The 20,294-nt window shown below is 73.8% G+C and carries 13 protein-coding genes; 11 read left to right on the top strand and 2 right to left on the bottom strand.

Features of this window, described 5'->3' with window-relative positions:
• Positions 1–214: 214 nt before the first annotated feature.
• The 3 genes from dnaG (at position 215) to FRCN3DRAFT_RS0227775 (ending at position 3,867) form a co-directional block, all read left to right on the top strand.
• Positions 215–2,146, top strand: coding sequence for a DNA primase (gene dnaG, locus FRCN3DRAFT_RS0227785; protein WP_027141000.1), 1,932 nt, complete (start codon positions 215–217; stop codon positions 2,144–2,146).
• 43 nt (positions 2,147–2,189) lie between these two features.
• Positions 2,190–3,368 (top strand): RNA polymerase sigma factor, encoded by a 1,179-nt coding sequence (locus FRCN3DRAFT_RS0227780; RefSeq protein ID WP_007520593.1) that lies wholly within the window; start codon positions 2,190–2,192, stop codon positions 3,366–3,368.
• Positions 3,369–3,444: 76 nt separating this feature from the next.
• On the top strand, positions 3,445–3,867 hold the full coding sequence (locus FRCN3DRAFT_RS0227775; RefSeq protein ID WP_007520592.1) for an ester cyclase: 423 nt from the start codon (positions 3,445–3,447) through the stop codon (positions 3,865–3,867).
• 39 nt (positions 3,868–3,906) lie between these two features.
• Here the strand turns inward: FRCN3DRAFT_RS0227775 and FRCN3DRAFT_RS0227770 are convergent, their stop codons facing one another.
• Positions 3,907–5,265, bottom strand: a complete 1,359-nt coding sequence (locus FRCN3DRAFT_RS0227770) for a glycosyltransferase family 4 protein (protein WP_063630179.1) — start codon at positions 5,263–5,265, stop codon at positions 3,907–3,909.
• A 214-nt stretch (positions 5,266–5,479) separates the two neighbouring features.
• On the opposite strand from FRCN3DRAFT_RS0227770, the gene FRCN3DRAFT_RS46645 reads away from it, so the two are divergent.
• From FRCN3DRAFT_RS46645 to FRCN3DRAFT_RS0227750, 4 genes are all read left to right on the top strand, one after another.
• On the top strand, positions 5,480–6,535 hold the full coding sequence (locus FRCN3DRAFT_RS46645; RefSeq protein WP_083401281.1) for a class E sortase: 1,056 nt from the start codon (positions 5,480–5,482) through the stop codon (positions 6,533–6,535).
• Positions 6,536–6,538: 3 nt separating this feature from the next.
• Positions 6,539–6,697, top strand: a complete 159-nt coding sequence (locus tag FRCN3DRAFT_RS55395; protein WP_007516115.1) for a hypothetical protein — start codon at positions 6,539–6,541, stop codon at positions 6,695–6,697.
• 766 nt (positions 6,698–7,463) lie between these two features.
• Positions 7,464–9,818 carry a putative bifunctional diguanylate cyclase/phosphodiesterase gene (locus FRCN3DRAFT_RS46640; protein WP_232794173.1) on the top strand — a complete coding sequence of 785 codons (2,355 nt, stop codon included), beginning with the start codon at positions 7,464–7,466 and terminating at the stop codon, positions 9,816–9,818.
• A gap of 288 nt (positions 9,819–10,106) precedes the next feature.
• Positions 10,107–11,075: a TIGR04222 domain-containing membrane protein gene (locus FRCN3DRAFT_RS0227750; protein WP_007516113.1), complete on the top strand. Its 969-nt coding sequence runs from the start codon at positions 10,107–10,109 to the stop codon at positions 11,073–11,075.
• 193 nt (positions 11,076–11,268) lie between these two features.
• Here FRCN3DRAFT_RS0227750 and FRCN3DRAFT_RS0227745 read toward each other — a convergent pair whose 3' ends face one another.
• Positions 11,269–13,074, bottom strand: a complete 1,806-nt coding sequence (locus FRCN3DRAFT_RS0227745) for a class I adenylate-forming enzyme family protein (protein ID WP_007516112.1) — start codon at positions 13,072–13,074, stop codon at positions 11,269–11,271.
• 240 nt (positions 13,075–13,314) lie between these two features.
• On the opposite strand from FRCN3DRAFT_RS0227745, the gene FRCN3DRAFT_RS46635 reads away from it, so the two are divergent.
• The 4 genes from FRCN3DRAFT_RS46635 (at position 13,315) to acnA (ending at position 20,222) form a co-directional block, all read left to right on the top strand.
• The gene (locus FRCN3DRAFT_RS46635; RefSeq protein WP_007516111.1) at positions 13,315–14,805 is read left to right on the top strand and encodes a glycosyltransferase; all 1,491 of its coding nucleotides are present in this window, start codon (positions 13,315–13,317) and stop codon (positions 14,803–14,805) included.
• A 174-nt stretch (positions 14,806–14,979) separates the two neighbouring features.
• Positions 14,980–16,122 carry an MraY family glycosyltransferase gene (locus FRCN3DRAFT_RS0227735; protein WP_007516110.1) on the top strand — a complete coding sequence of 381 codons (1,143 nt, stop codon included), beginning with the start codon at positions 14,980–14,982 and terminating at the stop codon, positions 16,120–16,122.
• Positions 16,123–16,339: 217 nt separating this feature from the next.
• Entirely contained in the window at positions 16,340–17,077 is a 738-nt protein-coding gene (locus FRCN3DRAFT_RS0227730) for a hypothetical protein (protein WP_007516109.1), read from the top strand.
• A gap of 361 nt (positions 17,078–17,438) precedes the next feature.
• Positions 17,439–20,222 (top strand): aconitate hydratase, encoded by a 2,784-nt coding sequence (acnA, locus tag FRCN3DRAFT_RS0227725; protein WP_007516108.1) that lies wholly within the window; start codon positions 17,439–17,441, stop codon positions 20,220–20,222.
• Positions 20,223–20,294: the final 72 nt, after the last annotated feature.

Here is a 20,294-nt window from a genome sequence, read left to right as displayed (position 1 = left end):
GGGGTTGTGTGGGCGGCACTTGCGTGGGCGGCGACCGTGTGTGCCGTTGTGCTGTGCCCGGTGATGGTTGATGAGCTGGGCCGGTACGCCAGGTTCTCATACCTGGCAGGTGCCCATCTCACCCACCCGGCGTCGGCACGCGGCAGGATCTCGCCGTCGGCCGAGTCCGCTCGTCGACTGACCGGCACGGGCCGGACGCGCAGGGGAGGGACCGTTGGCCGGACGCATCCGCGACGCGGACATCGCCCTCATCCGCGAGCGGGCCCGGATCGAGGACGTCATCGGCGAGCACGTCCAGCTGCGCCCGGCCGGCAGTGACAACCTGCGCGGGCTGTGCCCGTTCCACGAAGAGAAGACGCCCTCGTTCAACGTCAGGCCGTCGACCGGGGTCTACCACTGCTTCGGCTGCGAGCAGGGCGGCGACGTCATCCACTTCGTCCGCGCGATCGACGGGCTGAGCTTCCCCGAGGCCGTCGAGCGGCTCGCCCGCAAGGCCGGCGTCACCCTGACCTATGAGGGCGGCGGCACGACCAGCCGCTCGGTCACCAGCCAGCGTCAGCGCCTGCTGGACGCCCACCGCGCCGCCGCCCAGTTCTACGCCGAGCAGCTGTCCGCGGCGCCATCGGCCCGCGCCGGCTGGGACTTCCTCGCCGCCCGCGGCTTCGGCGCCGACGTCGTGGCCCACTTCGGTGTCGGCTACGCCCCGCAGGGCTGGGACGAGCTGACCCGCCACCTGCTCGCCCGCCGGTTCACCGCCGAGGAGCTGGAGCTCGGCGGGCTGGCCAAGCGGAGCGCCCGTGGCGGGCTGGTCGACCGGTTTCGCCACCGGCTCGTCTGGCCGATCAGGGATCTGTCCGGCGAGGTCGTCGGCTTCGGCGGGCGACGGCTCGCGGACGACGACGAGAAGGCCGGCCCCAAGTACCTCAACAGCCCCGAGACACCGCTGTTCAAGAAGGCGCACCTGCTCTACGGCGCCGACCTCGCCCGCCGCGAGATCGCCCGCCGCTACCAGGTCGTCGTCGTCGAGGGCTACACCGACGTGATGGCCTGCCATCTCGCCGGCGTCGCCACGGCCGTCGCGACCTGTGGCACCGCGTTCGGGTCGGACCATGTCGGCACCGTCCGCCGGCTGCTGATGGACTCCGACGCCCAGCGTGGTGAGGTCATCTTCGCCTTCGACGGCGACGCGGCCGGGCAGAAGGCGGCGATGCGTGCCTTCGAGCACGAGGAGCGCTTCGTCACCCAGACCTACGTCGCCGTCGAGCCGTCCGGGCTCGACCCGTGCGATCTGCGGCTGGCTCACGGTGACGCGGCCGTACGCGACCTCGTCGCGAGCCGGGTGCCGCTGGTCGAGTTCGCGCTGCGGCAGGTGGTCGGCCGTCACGACCTCGACAGCATCGAGGGCCGCGTCGCGGCGCTCGACGCCGCCGCTCCGATCGTCAACCGGGTCAAGGACTGGTCGCTGCGGCAGCGCTACACCGTCCAGCTCGACCGGTGGACAGGCTTCAACGACGAGGAGTTCGTGCTGCGCCGCGTCGCCGAGCACCCGTCGGCGCCGATGCTCGACGGCCCGCCCGGCCGCCGCGGCGGCAAGGGCACCGGTCGGCCGGCCGCCGCGGCGGCCCCGCGGGGCGGCCGCGGCGGCCCGCCCGGCGGCCCCGACGACCCGGCGGTGATCGTCGAGCGGGAGACGCTCAAGATCGCCGTGCAGTGCCCCGGGCTTGCCGGGCCGATGTTCGACCAGCTCGACCCCGAGGTGTTCACGGTGCCCGAGCACCGCGCGGTGCTCGCGGCGATCGCCGCCGCCGGCGGCGTCTGCGCCGGGCTCGCCGCCGCAGGCGACGTGCCCAGCTGGGTGGCCCTGGTGGTCGCGGCGACCCCGCACGAGCCGGTCGCGCGGCTGGTCACGGCGCTCGCGGTCGAGCCGATGCTGGTGGACCACGAGGTCGACGACGGCTACGTCGCCGCGCAGCTGGCGCGGGTGCAGGAGACGGCCGTCGACCGCCGGATCAACGAGGTGAAGTCGCGGGTCCAGCGGCTGAATCCGGTGAACGACCCCGAGGCGTTCAACCAGGCGTTCGGCGAGCTCATAGCGCTCGAACAGTACAAGAAAGAACTCCGGGGACGAGGCAGCGGTGCCACGTGACCTGGGTCGATCCCGCCGAGAAGGAAGTGACGAGATTCCGCCCATGCGCACCCAGACCGTCCTGCCGCGAGTAGCCCAGGTCGACGAGGTCAAGGACCTCGTCACCCGGGGCAAGGAGACCGGCTTTCTCACCACCGACGACATCACGGTGGCGATCCAGGCCGCCGAGCTGCCGCAGGAGCAGGCCGAGCAGGTGATGTCGCTCCTGAACGACGAGGGCATCGAGATCCTCGACCCGCGCTCGGACTCGGGTGACGCCGCGGACCTGCTCGCGCGCCGCCGCCGTGAGGAGGCGGACCTCGCCGCCAAGGCGCCCACGTCCGACCCGGTGCGCATGTACCTCAAGGAGATCGGCAAGGTCCCGCTGCTGACCGCCGAGGAGGAGGTCGACCTCGCCAAGCGGATCGAGGCCGGCCTGTTCGCCGCCGAGAAGCTCAGCGAGGCGCGGCGGGTGACCGTCGCGCTGCGCGTCGACCTGGAGGCGGTCGAGCGGGACGGCAACGTCGCAAAGCGCAAGCTGGTCGAGGCGAACCTGCGGCTGGTGGTCTCCATCGCCAAGCGGTACGTCGGCCGGGGGATGTTGTTCCTGGATCTGATCCAGGAGGGGAACCTGGGTCTGATCCGGGCGGTCGAGAAGTTCGACTACACCAAGGGTTACAAGTTCTCGACGTATGCGACGTGGTGGATCCGGCAGGCGATCACCCGGGCGATCGCGGATCAGGCGCGGACGATCCGGATCCCGGTCCACATGGTCGAGACGATCAACAAGCTGATCCGGATCCAGCGGCAGCTCCTGCAGGACCTGGGCCGTGAGCCCACCCCGGAGGAGATCGGCAAGGAGATGGACCTGACCCCGGACAAGGTCCGGGAGATCCAGAAGGTGTCGCAGGAGCCGGTGTCGCTGGAGACGCCGATCGGTGAGGAGGAGGACTCCCACCTCGGTGACTTCATCGAGGACACCGATGCCGTGGTGCCGGTGGATGCGGCGAGTTTCCTGTTGTTGCAGGAGCAGCTGGATTCGGTGTTGCACACGTTGTCGGATCGGGAGAAGAAGGTCATCCAGCTGCGGTTCGGGTTGACGGATGGGCATCCTCGGACGTTGGAGGAGGTCGGTCGGGAGTTCGGGGTGACGCGGGAGCGGATCCGGCAGATCGAGTCGAAGACTCTCTCGAAGCTGCGGCATCCGTCGCGTTCCCAGAAGCTGCGCGACTACCTCGAATAGACCGGCACCAGGGCGCCCGCCGCGGGCGGGCGCGACGCCTGAGGCAGACGCGGCGAGGGAAGGGCGCGGGGCGGTCGTGGGCGCGGCGTTGGAGACGGTACGGCGGGTGCTGGCCGCCTTCGAGGCGGACGACGCGGCGGCGCTCGCCGAGCTGCTCGACGACGAGCTGGTCCTCGAGGCCCCCGGCGGCGTGGTCGCGCGCGGCCGGGACGCGGCGACGGCCTACGTCGACGCCTTCCTCGGGGCCTTCGCCGACCTCGCGGCCGAGACCCACCTCCTGGTCGAGCAGGACGACATGGTCGTCGAGGAGTACACCCTCACGGCCACGCACGTGGGGGCCTACGTGAGCCCGTGGGGTGCGCGGGCCGAGCCGACCGGCGCCCGGGTCAGCCTGCGGATCGCCGAGGTCTACCGGGTCCGCGCCGGCCGGGTCGTCGAGAACCGCCTCTACTTCGACGAGTACGCCCTGCTCACCCGGCTGCGCGCCGCCCGCCCCTGACCCCGCCCACCTGGCTTTGGCCTGCCTGCCTGGCCCGGCCTAGTCGCGCGGCCAGGCGAGGGAGGCGGCGGGCAGGGTCCTGGGACGGTCGGGAGCCGTTCGCTGGTCGGGTGGCGCCGACCCGTTCTGGACCGCCGCCGCGACCGCTGCGGCGGCGGGCGGGCCGGGCGGCACGGTGGGCGGGCCGCCTAGCAGCGTCTGGAAGACCGCGCGCAGGTGGTCGTCGGGGCGGGTGACCAGCTCGGCCCACTCGGCGCCACGCCGGCCGGTCCTGGTCAGCCGGGCACGGTCGCGCAGCAGGCCGACGAGCACGTCGGCCAGCGCCCGCGGGGACTCGTCCACGGGGGTCACGCCGGTGACGCCCTCCTGGTAGGCGTCGCGCGAGCCGCCGTGCGCCGGGCCGACGACGGCGCAGCCGGCGAGCTGCGCCTCCAACAGCGTGAGGCCGTACCCCTCGCCGCACGGGCGCGTCCCGCCGGTCCTCGTCCTGGTGCACAGCGCGTACAGGTCGGCGGTCGCGTACAGCCGGGCCAGGGTCTCGTCCTCGGGGGACTCGTGCAGCTCGGCGTCCGGCGTCGCCGACATCAGCTCGAGCAGCGCGCCCGGCGCGGGGCCCCGCCCCGCGACCACGAGGCGCACCGGGCCGAGCTCGGCGCGCGTCACCTCCAGAGCGGCCAGCAGCGTCGGCAGCCCCTTGTCGGCCCAGGCGGCGAGCGGGAAGACGCTCAGCACCGTCGGTACCGGGGGATGTGGCCGGCGCCGGCCACCCTCCGCCAGCAGCGCGGCGCGCCAGCGCGCCGGCACCCCGGGCGGCAGCAGCCGGGCGAGCCGCGTGCCGGCGAGCGCTCCCGCGCAGAACGAGCTGACCGTCACCGGATAGATCAGCGGGTGACGCGCGAGCAGCGCCCGGTCGGTAGGCGGTATCCGCCAGATGTCGGCCCCGTAGCAGAGCACCGGGACCCGGCGCGCCCCGCCGAGCGATGCCGCCCCGGCGGCGGTCTTGATCAGGGACGGGTGGCCGGCGACGAGCGCGTCGAGGTGGCCGAACCGGCGCGCGGCCCCGGCCGCCCGACGTGCGACGTCCACCCGCGCCGCCAGCTGGGCGCCGGTGCCCGGCTGCGGGCCGACGCCCGCGCCGAACGGCGTCCTCGCGAGCAGGTCGGCGCGCCGGGCCAGCAGGCCACGGCGCTCCGGTTCGGCGGGCCGCGCCGCCGTCTCGGGCCGGTCGATGCTGTCGGCGAGGCCCGCCGAAGGCAGGTCCAGCCTGGTCAGCGTGGCGCCGCCGGCGAGCAGCGCCTCCTCGACGGCGGCGACGTAGCGGTCGACTCCCGGTCCGGCCTGCGCGGTGAGAAGCAGGACGCGGGGCGTCTCGGGGGTCCCTCCTGATCCCGGGGGCAACGATGATCCCGGCGACACTGGCCGGAGACTGTGCGGCACGGGCAAGGATCCTTTGTCCGACGCGGCAGAGAACAATACGTCATCTCGTGATCGCCGATTGTAGTTCCGGTGCGGGCGTGACGGGCGGATCCGCTCCGTGTCGGGACGCCGCGTGGACCGGAGAGGGGGCATGCTGTTCACGTAAAGTGATGTTTCAATAACCTAAGGTGCTCCCATGGTGGGAGCGGCGGACGGCGACCCGGTGGACGAGTACCCGGCCGGTGTCCCCGCCGGCAGCGCGGCCCGGGCTCGGGCCCGGGAACAGGCCCAGGGAGCCCAGGACCAGGCTCGGGAAGCCCAGAACCAGGCTCAGGACCGGGACGAGGCATGGCGCGGGGCCGGGTTGGTGGCCGGCGGCCGCGAGGAGCGCCAGGTCGCCGACGGCCCCGCCGGCCAGGTGCCGCGCCAGGCCGGCCCGCCCGACGGCCGCGCGGACGACGGCCGCCCAGACGGTGGCCGCTCAGACGGTGGCCGCGGCTCGGCGGCGCCGCCGAGTGCCCCGCCGCCGGGCCAGCCGCCGCGGCCGCGGCTTGGACGAGTGGGCGCCGCGGCCGTGCGCGCGGTGGGAGAGCTCCTCATCACCCTGGGTCTGCTCGTCGCGCTGTTCCTGGCCTACCAGTTGTGGATCACCGACCTGTTCCAGGCGAGGTCGCAGAGCAGGCTGCACGACCGGCTCACCGCGTCCTGGCACGGGCCGGCCACCAAACCGCCCGCGAAGCCGTCGCAGCCACCGCCCGCGACGCGGCCGAAACCGGCCGTCGGTCAGGGCTTCGCGGTGCTGCACATTCCGCGCCTCGGCGACGACTACGCGCCCGTCGTCGTCGAGGGAGTCGGCGAGGCCCAGCTGGAGGAAGGGCCCGGGCATTATCCCGGAACGGCGATGCCAGGGGAAACGGGCAACTTTGTTGTATCAGGTCACCGGACCACCTATGGGAAACCGTTCAACCGGTTGGATGAGCTGCGCACCGGCGATCCGGTGGTAGTGGAGGTCTCTGACCGTTACTACGTCTATCGAATGACCAGGTCGGAGGTTGTCGCACCCGACCGGATCGACGTGACCGCCCCGGTCCCGGAACACCCCGGGGCCACACCCACGGCGGCCGTTCTGACGATGACGACCTGTCACCCCAAGTACTCGGCAAAAAGCAGGCTCATCGTCTTCGCCTCGCTCGACAGAACCGTTATGAAGGCGCCGGGCGCCGGGGTGCCGTTCGCTTCAGGGGAGGCCTGACTCGTGTACGGCTGGATCTACCGCCATCTGCCGGGGCCGATTCCGGTGCGGGTGCTGCTGGCACTGCTGCTGGCGGCCGGCGTCGTGACGCTGCTGCTCTTCGTGGTCTTCCCGGCGATCGAGCCCTGGGTACCCCTCAACGATGTCACCATAAGGCGCTGAGAGGCGACAAGCGGTGAATATTCCGGGAGTGTCGTCGCCTCACGTGATCGTCAGGCGACGTGGGTCTCCTGGCTTGGGTCGACATACCCGGATCGACGGGCCTTACGGGCACCCCTGATACCGGAGCCCGCGCGTGGCCGACGAAGGGCGAAAGAGGCAACGTCGTGGCACTCGGCAGAGGTGGCCTGCGGTTTTGCCATGCTCACCAGCGAGAATCCGGGACCGAGGCGTCCCCGCGGGCGTGATGGCGCGCAGTCGGTCCCACAAGTGCCCATCCAGAATTCGCCGGGATTCGGATAACCTCCCGAGCCATGCGCGGTGTGGTCGGACGGCACGGCACGGCATGAACCGCCCGAACTCGGGAGGGCTTGCCTACGTCGCGCCAGCCGGTCCGCCAGTGGCCCCGGGACAGGGGCCAGCACGCTGTGCGGCCGAATGCGACAACCGTGGTGAAGGCGGCCGCGGTGCCGGGGCACGGCGTTCGTCGCAGGCGTCCGGAAAGGCCGTGGGAGGCGGCATTGCGGGCGCTCAGGCAAGTAGGCATCACCAATGGGGGACCGATGCAGGGGCGAAGCCGGACTCCGGTGCCACGTGACATTCCCGTGGCCCGATCATGACGGCGGCCGGGACCGCAGCGCGGACCGCGGCCGGGACGGATGGAGGCCTGGCCACGGCTCGACCGCGGCCAGCCGAACAGACCGAGGACACAGCGGCCACGACGGGCGCGGGCGGCGGTGCGACGCGGGGGGAGCCCCGGGCCGGGACGGTGGGGAGGCCCGGTAAGCGACCGGTCGACGACCTGGCGGCGCCCGCTCCGGTGGCGGCCGAGCCGGCCGCCGGAGCCCAGCCCGCCGCGGCGGCGGTGGCGGCCGCGCGGGACGTGGGCGCTGGGATGCGAGATCTCGCGGCTGCCGTGCAGGAGCTGGCGGTGGGCGGGGACAGCCCCACGACGCCGATGGCCCGGAGGATGCCGGGTGTCCCGCCGACCCCGGTGGGCCGCGCGCTGGTGAGCCCGGTCGGGGCGAACGCCAGCGGGTTGGTCGCCTCGGGGCTCGCGGCCAGGTTCCCCGTGCTTCCCCGGACGGCGCTCGCGGGCTGGCGCCGCGTGGTCCACCGCCGCGGCGCCGGTCCGCGCGGCGGACGGCCAACCGCCGGCCTCGGCGCTGGCGACCGCCAGGCAGCGGGTGCCGGTACGGGACCCGGTGTCGGTACGGGAGCGGGCGGCGGCGGTGTCACGGCATTCGCGGTGCCGTCCAGCCGGCCGGTGGCCCTGGCGAGCCCGGTCTCGCCCGGTCCGACCGGGCCGCTGATCGCGCTGGTCGTGGGCCTGCTCGTCACCGTCCTGGTCGGCCTCGCGCTGCTGGCGAGCCGCGGCGCGTTCGGGGGCGGCTGGACGGGCCGCGCCGGGTTCCTCACCTCGGTGCTGGTGGCCACCTCGCTGTGCCTGCTGACGACGCGGGTGAAGCCGGTGCTGCGCCGGTTCCGCGGCCGTGACGAGCTGACGGGCCTGGTCGGCCGGCGGGCCTTCCTCGACGCCGCGACCCGGGTCGTCGGCGGTGGCGAGCACCGGGTGCGGGAGGCCGCCCCGGCGGCGCTCGTCCTCGTCGACATCGACCGGTTCCGGGAGATCAACGGTGTTCTCGGCCACGAGAGCGGCGACCGGCTGCTCGCCGTCGTCGCCCACCGGCTGCGCGTCCTGATCCATCCCTCGGACCTGGCCGCGCGGATCGGCGGCGACGAGTTCGCCGTGCTGCTGCGCGACGCCGGACCCGGACGGGCGGAACTTCTCGCCAGCCGGCTGCGCGACGCGCTGCGCACCCCCGTGCTGCTCGCCGACATACCGGTGCAGACCGAGGTCAGCGTCGGGATCGCCTACGCCCCGGCGCACGGCCGCAGCGCCGCCGAGCTGCTGCGTCACGCCGAGGCGGCGATGTACGAGGCGAAGCTGACCCGCGTCGGCCAGCGCACCTACCAGCGCGGCCGGCACGCGCCCACGTCGCCCGGCCGGGCGAGGCTGCGGCTGCGCGCCGAGCTGCGTGGCGCCCTCGAGCAGAACCAGATCGAGCTGCGCTACCAGCCGAAGGCAGACCCGCGCACCGGCCGGGTCACCGGGCTGGAGGCGCTGGTGCGCTGGCAGCACCCGCGCGAGGGCCTGCGCGGCCCCGCCGTCTTCCTGCCCGAGATGGAGCAGGCCGGCCTGATGCCGCAGCTCACCCGCCGGGTGCTGGACCTCGCCCTCGCCGACTGCGCCTCCTGGCACGCGGCCGGCGCGGCGCTGTCGGTCTCCGTGAACGTCCCGCCGTCGATGATCGGGGACGCGGGCTTCGTCGAGCTGGTCAGCGACGCGCTGCGCCGCCACGAGCTCGCGCCGCGCGCCCTCGTCGTCGAGGTCACCGAGGAGGCGGTCATCACCGCCAGAGAGCAGGCCGGGCGCACGCTCGCCGACCTGCGCGGGCTCGGCGTGCGCGTCAGCCTCGACGACTACGGCACCGGCTTCTGTTCGCTCGCCTACCTGCGGGAGCTGCCGGCCGACGAGGTCAAGCTGGACCAGATGTTCCTGCGGGACATGCACCGGGACCCGTCCGCCGCCGAGATCGTCCGCTCGACCGTGTCGCTGGCGCACGCCCTGGACCTGCGGATCGTCGCCGAAGGCGTGGAGACGAAGGCCGCATGGCTGGCCCTGGCAAGCTGGCGCTGCGACGAGGTGCAGGGATACTTCATCTCGCCCCCGCTGGCCGGCGGCCGGGTCGTCGCGTGGCTCGGGGACTGGGCACAGCGGGTATCCCGGCAGAGCCAGACCGCCGGCGCGTCCCCCAGCCGGGACAGCCAGGGGTCCGGCCAGGCATCGGCACCGGCACCGGGGCTGGCCGCCGCTGGCCAGGACGACACGCGCGAGCAGCCGTCGGCGCACGCGCGGTCCGAGGCGCGGATCCCGCCCCGGGGCCTGGCCGTGGCCTGGGCGACCGGCCTCGCGGTGTCGCCGCTGGTCCCGGTCCAGTCGACGACCAGGAACGGCCAGCTCGGCCTGCCCCGCCCGGTCCCCGCCATGTACGCCGCCCCGCCGCCCGGCCGCCCCGCCGCCGGCCTGGCACCGAGGCGGCCGGCCCCCCCTGGCCGGTGATCGCCACGAACGTGTCGTCGCGCTCGCGATCTGGCCGAATCCGCGACGACGGCAACACGTAGGTGGTGATCAACCGGTCTCGTTCCACCAGCGAACCGGGACGGGGTGGCCAGGCATCGTCGGCCCTGGTGGCCGCGCCGATGCCTGGCCACGGTGGCGATGCGAGTAGTCCAGGGGTTGAAGTCGGCCGACTCGGCTCTGGGCTGGGCGCCCTGGTGTCGCGGAGACGACGGCAGTCGGCCCGTCGAACATCTGGAGACGTCATCGAGCATCGGTGACGCTCTCTCTATGCCGACGAATCTTCTGGCCGGGCCGGTGGGCCTGGCGGCGGGCGAGGCGCCCGCGGCTGACAGCCCTACCTGGGGCATCAGCGGACCGGCCTTCGGGGCCGGCTACCTGCTCGCGCTGGGGCTGGTCGCCACCGTGGTCATGCTGGTTCGATGGCGGCTGCGCGCCCCGGCAGACGGTTCGCCCACCTGGTCGGCCGGCGGCGCGAACGCGGGCCTCGCGCCCGAGGAGCTCGCCTTCCTCGCCGGCGGCACCCGGCGCGCCGTGGAGGCCACCGTCGTCGCGCTGCGGGAGCAGGGGCTCGTGGCCTCAGGGACGAGGGCGGGCCAACTCGTACCGGCTGGCGCTCCCATGCCGGGCGCGCTGACCCCGTTCCAGCGGGCGGTCCGGGATGGGACCGGCGCGGCGTTCGGCCCGCGGATGTCGATGCTGGCCTCGGTGGTCGCGCGCGGCCCGGCGGCCGGCGAGCTGCGCCGCCGGCTCGTCGGCCTCGGACTGGTCGCCACCCCCGCCCGGGCGCGGATGCACCGCCAGCTCGCCTGGTGGCCGACGGCGTTCCTCCTCGTGGGCTTCACCCGGCTGGTCGCCGGCACCGCCCGCCACCACCCGGTCGGCTTCCTCGTCGTGGAGCTGATCTTCACCGTCGTCATCGCCGTCGTCGCCGTGCTGCGCACGAGGTTCGAGGTCCTCACCAGCCGCGGCCGCGGCGTCCTCGCCGCCGCCCGCCGTGGCTCGACGCCACTGCGCACCGGCAGCCTCCCCGGCCAGCGCGCGTACGCATACGCCCTCTTTGGCGCCGCCGCCATCTGGGCGGCCGACCGCGACCTCGCCCAGCAGCTCGGCTTCCCACAGCCGTCCGCCAGCGGCGGCGGCAGCAGCGGTGACGGCGGCGGCTGCGGCGGCGGGGGCGGCTGTGGCGGCGGGGGCGGCTGTGGAGGCGGTGGATGCGGTGGCGGCTGCGGAGGCTGACCGAGTCCCACCGAGTCCCACCGCGTGGTCGGCGAGGTCGGTCCGTCCCGCCGCGGGCATGATCGCCGTTTCCGCTCTCGGGTGGTCGTAACCGCCGTCGTTCCGCGACCGCCCGAGGGCGGAAACAGCGACCTGTCGCGTCAACGGGATCACCGTGGCGACCGTGGTGTTGGTCGGCGCGGTATTGGTCGGATTATCTGGCTGGGGTGGCGTAGAGCTTCTCGAGCTCGCGCTTCAGGAGCTTGCCGGTGGCGTTGTAGGGGAGCTCGGTGGCGAAGCGGACGTGGGCCGGGACCTTGAAGCGGGCGAGCGCGGCGGCGACCCAGGCCTGGACGTCCTCGGCGGTGACATCGGCGCCTTCGCGGCGCACGACGACCGCCATCACCTCCTGGCCGAGCTCGCGGTGCTCGACGCCGATGACGGCGGCGTCGGCCAGGGCGGGGTGCTCGACGAGCCGGTTCTCGATCTCGATCGGGTAGATGTTCTCGCCGCCGCGGATGATCATGTCGCGGAGGCGGCTCTCCATGTAGAGCAGGCCGCCGTCGACGCGGCCGAAGTCGCCGGTGCGGTACCAGCCGTCGGTGCCGAGGACGGCGGCCGTCGCCTCCTCGTTCTCCCAGTAGCCGAGGAAGACGCTCGGGCAGCGGACGCAGATCTCGCCGACCTCGCCGTCGGGCAGCTCGGCGCCGTCCGGGCCGACGACCTTGATCTCGGAGGTCGGCGTCGCCACCCCGAGTGAGCTGGGCGCGTCGCGCAGCCTGCGCCCGCCCGTGGTCGCGCCGATGCCGGCGGTCTCCGTCATGCCGTAGCCGCCGCCGAGGGTGCGGCCGGGCAGTACGCGCTCGATCAGCCGGACGACCTCGGGCGGGAGGGCCGCGCCGCCGCCGCCGAGGCCGCGCAGGCTGGACAGGTCGTAGTCGCCCAGGCGCGGGTGCTCGAGCAGGCGCAGGAACTGGGTCGGCACGCCGGACCAGTTGGTGACGCCGTGACGCGTGGTCAGGTCGAGGTGGACGGTCGGGTCCCATTTCCCGGGCGGGGCGAAGACCAGGGTCATGCCGTTGTACGGGGCGTGGCTGAGCAGCGGGCCGATGCCGGAGATGTGGAAGAACGGGCCGGCGAGGATCGACACCGGCGGTGGGGGCGCGGCGGGTGCCGGCGCGGGGGAGCCCTGGGACGCGGGGGACGCCTGGGCCAGCTGGTCGAGCAGCCCGGCGGCGGCGCCGCGCAGGGCGGCGTCGGGACTGAAGTTGACCAGCGCTCGGTGGGGGAGCAGAGCGCCCTTCGGGCGGCCGGTGGTGCCGCTGGTGAACAGGATCGTGACCGGGTCGTCCTCGTCCAGGTCGGGGCACAGCGCGAGCAGGGCCGCGGCCGCCACACCGGCGCCACCGCCAGCGGCGCCGTCGGCATCGGCGCCGCCGGCGTCGCTGCCGACGGCGTGGATGGGCGGGGGGAGCGTGGCGAACAGCTCGGCGAAGGTGAGGACGGGCTGGCCCGCGGCCTCGGGGATCCCGTCGAGGCGGGCGAGGCGGCGCTCGTCGCCGAAGACCACGGTCGGCGTGGTCAGCCGCAGGCCGTGCGCCAGCTCCGGGCCCGTCCACCAGCCGTTGAACCCGACGGCGATCGCGCCCAGGGAGAGCGCGGCCCACATGCTGACGGCGTACTCGGCGCAGTTCGCGGCGACGAAGCCAACCCGGTCGCCCTTCCTCACCCCGAACTTGTCGCGCAGCACGCCCGCGACCCGCACGGCGCGCGCGGCGGTCTCGGCGAACGTCAGCGTGGTCGCGGCGCCGGACGCATCGACGAAGACGAGGTAGGGCCGGTCGGGAAAACGCTGGCAGGCGGACGCCAGTATCGCGGGCAGATGCGGCGGGCGACGGGCGAAGACGGTCATCTCGACGCCGCGCACCTGTTCCCGCGCCAGCTCGAAGGGCGCGTCGGGGCCCATCAGCCGGTCCCGCAGCGGCGGGGGCAGGAGGTCACCGTCGGGCCACCGGAGCATCGCGCTCTCCCATCCTCGACCATCTTCGACCAGCGATCACGCCTGACCAGCGATTACTCCCGGTCAAAGATCGCAGTATGTATACATGATACGATTCTGGGGTATTGTGGTCCAGCGCACATCGATCGGGCAAGTGTTGGGCCGGGAGACCGGGGCTGTCGCGGGTGAGCGGGTGAACTGCCGGCACGCCGAGGGCGACGAGCGCCGCTCGACCGGGATGGTCACATAGAGTCACCGCCCGTGTTCTCCACGCATCGTCTCGATATCGGGGCCGAGACTGGGCCCAGTGACCCGCGCGTGCTGCTGCTGGCCCCGTCGGTGGGGCTGGGCGGCGGCGTCGAGCGTTACCTGGCCGCTGTCGAGGAGCGGCTGCGCGCGGGCGGCGCCCTGGTCCACCGGGTCGACCTGCACAGCCCGGCGCGCCCGCACGACCCATGGGCCAGGCAGCGCTTCGCCGCCTCGGCCCTGCGCGTCGCGGCGCGGCTGGCACCGCTGGACGCTGTCCTCACTGGCGGGCCCGGCCTCATCCCGGTCGCGGCGGCCGCCGTCGTGGTCGGGCGGGCCAGGCGCGGCCCGGTGATGGTGTGCGACGCCGACGGTATCCGGGCGCGGTGGTTCGGCCGCGCGCTGTTGGCCCACCGCCGGGCGCTGTTCCCGTTGACGACCGGCTCGTACAGCGCCGGCGCGCTGGCAAGCCTCGGCGCCGTCCCGGTGCTGCGGCCGGGCGTCACGTCGGCCTGGCGGTCGGCTCTCCTGGCCGCGGGTGCCCGAACGAGCCGGGACAGCGCCGCGCCGCGCACGCCGACCCTGCTGACGGTCCTGCCGTTCGCCGTGGACAGCACGGACGCCGATGCCGCCGATGCCGCCGATGCGGCTGGCGGCGCTGGGGGCGCCCATGGGGCCGGCGACGGCCTGCCGACGCTGCTTGCCGCGCTGCGCGTGGTGCGCCAGGCGGTCGGGACGGTCCGGCTGGTGGTCGCGGTGCGGGGGCGCGCACCGGAAGCGGCTCGGGCGGCGGTCGCGGCGGCGGGCGACGCCGAACTCCTCGAGTCACCGGACGATTCGCGGCTGGCCGCCCTGTACGCGGGGGCTGACCTGTTCGTGCTGTGCACGGGTGCCCGACCGGGCCGCGGCGGCGCGGACCACGCCCGGGTGCTAACCGAGGCGCAGCTGGCTGGCTGCCCGGTCGTCGGCCCGGTGCGCGGCGACGCCCGCGACGCCTACGTCGACGGGGCGACGGGCGTCACGCCGGGTGACGAGTCGCCGGCGGCGCTCGCCGCGGTGCTGACCGACCTGCTGGCCGACCGGGCGAGGCTCGCGCGGATGCGCCGGCGCGCCGCGGAGTGGGCCAGGATGGCCACCGAGCCGGCGGAGCACACCAGGGCGGTTTTCGCCGCGGTCCTTGGCACCCTCCCAGCAGCTCCGGCTCCGTTCCCGGCCGCGGCGGGGGTCCCGTCGGACGGGCCCGAACGGTGGGCCATGGCGCCCGCGTCAGCCCATTCCGCGGCCATGTCGCCTGTGCCGGCGTCCGGTGGGGTGGCGCGGCCACCGACGCACCGCGCGGCGACTCGGGTGTGGCCCGAGCCCGCCGGAGCGGAGCCCAGGCGCGTCTTCTGGTCCACGGTTCCGCCCGCCCGCGTGGCCCACGAGGTTGAGGCGGACCCGGACTACGCCGAGCTGAGCCGCGGCTGGAGCGAGGACATCGAGGTCGACGACCTCCGGATCCGTTGACGGTCCGGATCGGTTGACGGCCGGATCCGCCCGGGATCGATCACAGTGGGTTACGGGTTCCCGGGGACACTCGGCGCCGCTTACCGGCATCGAGTAGGTAGAGCATTACAGTGAGTCACGAAGTTTGGTCCTGGGCTCGGCCCATCCCGTCCTGCTTCCCCGCCGGAGGAACACATGGTCGGTGCCGGATCCGCGGCCTGCGTCGTCACCCTGGCCGCGACGCCGCTCGTCATCGCCTGCATGCGGCGCCTGTCGGTGCTGGACGTCGCGGGTGAGCGCTCGCTGCACACGGTGCCAACGCCGCGGGGCGGTGGGGCGGCGGTCGTGCTCGGGATGTTCGCCGGCGTGCTGGCCACGGTTCTCACCAGCGGCCGGGCGAGTGCGCCCGACCTGCTGCCGATGACGCTGGCGATCACGCTGTTCGGCCTGATCGGCCTTGCCGAGGACGTGGCCAGCGACATCGGTGGGATCTCGCCACTTCGCCGGCTCGCGCTGCAGGGGGTCGGCGCGGCGGCGGTCACGGCGACGACCGTGCTGTCCGTCACCCTCGTCGGCGACGGGCCGGGGACGGCGCTGCTCGTCGCGGCCGCCGTCGTGGGGCCGCTGTGGGTGACGGGGTTCGTCAACGCCTTCAACTTCATGGACGGGGTCAACGGCATCTCGGCCGCCCAGGCGACGGTCGCCGGGGTTGGCTACGCGCTGGTCGGCACGGTGCACCACAACCCGCCCCTGGTCGCCGGCGGCGTGGTGGTCGCGGGTGCGGCGATCGGCTTCGCGCCGTTCAACCTGCCCCGTGCGCTGGTCTTCCTCGGTGACGTCGGCAGCTACGCGCTCGGCGGGGCGATCGCGGCACTGGCGCTGCAGGCGGCGCTGTCCGGGGTCGGCGTCGAAGCGGTCGTGGCGCCGGTCGTGCTCTACCTGGCCGACACGGCGACGACGCTGGCGCGCCGGATCCGCGGCGGCGAGCGGTGGTACCTGCCGCACCGCGAGCACGCCTACCAGCGGCTGGCCACCGGCGGCTGGTCGCACACGGCCGTCACCGGCTACACCTGCCTGCTCGCGTCGATCTGCGCCGCGTTGGGCGTGGCGACCGCCGCGGGGGCGGCAGCGCCGGCACGGATCTGCGCGGATCTCGCGATCGGCTTCGTCGTCGTCCGCTACCTCGGGGCACCCCGCCGGGTCGCGGATCGCCGGGCCGCCACGACGGCGGTGGCGCCGGTGGCGCCGGTGGCCATCCCGGCCCAGCGGGTGGCCGTCGAGGCCGCCGGCGCGGTCCGCCCACCGGTCGAGGTCGCCGCCGTCCGCGAGCACCCGTAGACGAGACCTGGGCCGCTGCCGCTGCCGGGCGGGCCGCTGCCGGGCGGGCCGCTGCCGGGCGGGCTGCTGTCGGGCGGGCTGCTGTCGTAGAGGGCGCGCCTGTCCGGGCGCGACACGGGTGGCTCACGTGCTGTGTGTGGTTGGTGCGTCACACTTCGCGCATGAAGGGTGTCGGAAGGCTGGATGCCGTCGCGATGGTCTCGTCGATGAGGTCGCGGTGAACGCCGCCGACGCGCTCGGCGGTGCTCAGCCGCCCGCAGCGTCGTCCGTCGACCTCGCCCTGTTCGGCATCGCGATCGCCGCGCGCGGGCGGCCCGGCCGGACCGGGGCCGAGGAGGCGGCGTGGACGATGCTGCACCTGGGCGACGCCGTGGACGAGCCAGGCCGGGCCAGGTCCGTGGACCTGCTCGCGGCGCTGCGCCGCGACGGCGTGCCCGCGCGGCTGCGGCTGGTGGGGCCGATCCCGCCCGCGCAGCGCGGTCGGCTGCTGACCCGCGCGACGGTGAGCGGTGTCGTCGGCGCGCTCGACCTGCCGGGCGAGCGCGCGCCGCACGAGGTGGCCCGGTTGCTGGTGGAGGCCGCGCTGCTGGTCGTGCCGGCGGCCGCTGGCGGCGAGGGACGTGCTGGCGGCGAGGGACGTGCTGGCGGCGAGGGACGTGCCGGCGCAGAGAGCGGTGTCGGTGACGCGCCCGACCTGGTACCGGTGGTGCTGGCCGGATGTGCGGCCGGCACGCCGGTGCTCGCGACCGACCTGCCGGCGCTGCGCGCGGTCGCCGCCGTGCTCCCGGGCGTGACCCTGCTGGCTCCAGACAGGCCGGCGATGACCTGGGCGCGTGCCGCGGCAGGGTCACTGTCCGTGCCACCCACCCCGGACGAACGGTGGGCGGCGCTGCGCCGGCTGCGTCGGTCGCCGTTCTGCGCGCAGCGCCCCACCCTCGCGGGCGAGCCCGGCTGACCTTCTGCGGGCGGTGGCCGGCGGTCCCTGGTGGGTGGGGCCGGGCTCACAGTCGGCTCGACTGCCGCGGCGGGCAAGACCGGTGCGTCCGGCCCGTACCGTTTGCCCTACCTAGGCTGTATACTTAGCAAAGCTAAGTAACTTGATGGCGATGCGACCGTCACCGGGCCCGCTGCGCTGACGCCGGCGAAGCGGGGAATGCCAGGATGGGCAACGATGCCACCGGCCAGTGCCCGGCCGCGACCGCGGCCAGGGCGTGGGCCGGATGGCGCGCGGTGCGCTCGGTTCATGGAAGGTTCATGGAACGCAGCGTGGTCGGCGCGACAGCGTGGTTCCGCGTGACATGGAGGAGACGACGGACATGGACAGCTTCGGCAGCACCGGACAGCTCGTGGTGGGGGAGCGCACCTACACGATCAGACGGCTGGACGCGGTGCCCGGTGCTGACCGCCTGCCCTACAGCCTGCGGGTGTTGCTGGAGAACCTGCTGCGCACCGAGGACGGCGCGAACATCACCGCCGACCATGTACGGGCACTGGCGAGCTGGGACCCGAGCGCCGAGCCGAGCCAGGAGATCCAGTTCACCCCCGCCCGGGTGATCATGCAGGACTTCACCGGCGTGCCGTGTGTCGTCGACCTGGCCGCCATGCGCGAGGCGATGGTGGCCCTCGGCGGCGACCCCGCGAAGATCAACCCGCTGGCCCCGGCGGAGCTGGTCATCGACCACTCGATCATCGCCGACCACTTCGGCCGCCCCGACGCGTTCGACCTGAACGCGTCGCTGGAGTTCAACCGGAACCGGGAGCGCTACCAGTTCCTGCGCTGGGGCCAGGCCGCGTTCGACAACTTCACCGTCGTGCCGCCGAACACCGGCATCGTCCACCAGGTCAACCTGGAGCACCTCGCCCGGGTCGTCTTCACCAAGGAGACGCCCGAGGGCACGCTGGCCTACCCGGACACCCTCGTCGGCACCGACAGCCACACCACCATGATCAACGGTCTGGGTGTGCTGGGCTGGGGCGTCGGCGGCATCGAGGCCGAGGCCGCCATGCTCGGCCAGCCGGTCAGCATGCTCATCCCGACCGTCGTCGGCTTCAAGCTGACCGGCGAGCTGCCCGCCGGCACCACCGCCACCGACATGGTGCTGGTCATCACCGAGAAGCTGCGCAAGCACGGCGTCGTCGGCCGGTTCGTCGAGTTCTACGGCGAGGGCGTGACGTCGGTGCCGCTGGCCAACCGGGCCACGATCGGCAACATGAGCCCCGAGTACGGCTCCACCTGCGCGATCTTCCCGGTCGACCAGGAGACGCTGAACTACCTGAAGCTCTCGGGCCGCCCGGCCGAGCTCATCGCGCTCGTCGAGGCGTACGCCAAGGAGCAGGGCCTCTGGCACGACCCGTCGCACGAGGCCAGCTACACGACCACGCTCGAGCTGGACCTCTCGACGGTCGAGCCGTCGCTCGCCGGCCCGAAGCGCCCGCAGGACCGGGTGCCGCTGGCCACCGCGAAGCCGAAGTTCCGCGCGGCGCTCGCCGACTACGCGAAGACCGTCGCGCTCGCCCCCGGCGGCGCCGACGAGGCCGACGACGAGTCGTTCCCGGCCTCCGACGTCCCGTCCGCGATCGGCGACAAGCCGGGCGACGCCCCCGCCTCGTCGAACGGGATCAGCGGCGACCTCGACGGCCGGCCGTCGAACCCGACCGCGGTGACCCTGGCCGACGGCACGTCGTTCACGATCGACCACGGCGCGGTCGCGATCGCGGCGATCACGTCCTGCACCAACACCTCGAACCCGCAGGTCATGATCGGCGCTGCGCTGCTCGCCCGCAACGCCGTCGAGAAGGGCCTGACCCGCAAGCCGTGGGTCAAGACGACGCTCGCCCCTGGGTCCAAGGTCGTCATGGACTACTACGAGCGGGCCGGGCTCGTGCCGTACCTGGACAAGGTCGGCTTCAACCTGGTCGGCTACGGCTGCACCACCTGCATCGGCAACTCCGGCCCGTTGCAGGACGAGATCAGCGCCGGGATCAACGAGGGCGACCTCGCGGTCGTGTCGGTCCTGTCCGGCAACCGGAACTTCGAGGGCCGGATCAACCCGGACATCAAGATGAACTACCTGGCGTCCCCGCCGCTGGTCGTCGCCTACGCGCTGGCCGGCACGATGGACGTCGACCTGAACAACGACCCGCTGGGCACCGACCCCGAGGGCAACCCGGTCTACCTGCGCGACATCTGGCCGACCGAGGCCGAGGTCGCCGCGGTCGTCGCCGAGGCGATCACGTCGGACATGTTCGAGCGGGACTACGCCGACCTGTCCGGCGACGAGCGGTGGCAGTCTCTACCGGTCGGCGACGGCGGTGAGGTTTCCCAGACGTTCGGCTGGGCGCCCGACTCCACCTACGTCCGCCACCCTCCGTATTTCGAGGGCATGGACCGGAACCCGTCCCCGCGGACCGACATCGTCGGCGCCCGGGTGCTCGCGGTGCTGGGTGACTCGGTCACCACCGACCACATCTCGCCCGCCGGCAACATCAAGAAGGACTCGCCCGCCGGTCGTTACCTGACCGAGCACGGCGTCGCCGCCGGCGACTTCAACTCCTACGGCTCGCGCCGCGGCAACCACGAGGTCATGATCCGCGGCACGTTCGCCAACATCCGGCTGCGCAACCTGCTCGCCCCCGGCACCGAGGGCGGCGTCACCCGCCACCTGCCGGACGGCGAGCAGCTGGCGATCTACGACGCGGCGCAGAAGTACGCCGCCGAGGGCGTGCCGCTGGTCGTGCTGGCCGGCAAGGAGTACGGCTCCGGCTCGTCGCGTGACTGGGCGGCCAAGGGCACCGCGCTGCTGGGCGTCCGGGTCGTCATCGCCGAGAGCTACGAGCGGATCCACCGCTCGAACCTCATCGGCATGGGCGTGCTGCCGCTGCAGTTCCAGCCCGGCGACTCGGCCGCGTCCCTGGGCCTGACCGGCGAGGAGGTCTTCACCGTCACCGGCCTCGCCGAGATCAGCGAGAAGACCACGACCCTGACCGTCCAGGCCGGCGACAAGTCCTTCGAGGCCGTCGTCCGCATCGACACCCCCGGCGAGGCGGACTACTACCGCCACGGCGGCATCCTCCCCTACGTCCTGCGCTCGTTGATCTGACGATCCAGCCACGCACGGCCGTCCGACGGGGGCCCGGGAGCCACTCCCGGGCCTCTGTCCTTGTCGGGAACG

It is taken from the genome of Pseudofrankia saprophytica, from assembly GCF_000235425.2.
GTDB classification, from domain to species: domain Bacteria; phylum Actinomycetota; class Actinomycetes; order Frankiales; family Frankiaceae; genus Pseudofrankia; species Pseudofrankia saprophytica.
Note: the sequence above shows the minus strand (reverse complement) of the source record. Positions and strands in the feature narration are given on the sequence as shown.

Coding starts and splice junctions, on each gene's coding strand:
- FRCN3DRAFT_RS0227780 (WP_007520593.1), top strand. CDS start 2,190: ATGCGCACCCAGACCGTCCTGCCGCGAGTAGCCCAGGTCGACGAGGTC.
- FRCN3DRAFT_RS46645 (WP_083401281.1), top strand. CDS start 5,480: ATGGTGGGAGCGGCGGACGGCGACCCGGTGGACGAGTACCCGGCCGGT.
- FRCN3DRAFT_RS0227750 (WP_007516113.1), top strand. CDS start 10,107: ATGCCGACGAATCTTCTGGCCGGGCCGGTGGGCCTGGCGGCGGGCGAG.
- FRCN3DRAFT_RS0227745 (WP_007516112.1), bottom strand. CDS start 13,074: ATGCTCCGGTGGCCCGACGGTGACCTCCTGCCCCCGCCGCTGCGGGAC.
- FRCN3DRAFT_RS0227735 (WP_007516110.1), top strand. CDS start 14,980: ATGGTCGGTGCCGGATCCGCGGCCTGCGTCGTCACCCTGGCCGCGACG.
- acnA (WP_007516108.1), top strand. CDS start 17,439: ATGGACAGCTTCGGCAGCACCGGACAGCTCGTGGTGGGGGAGCGCACC.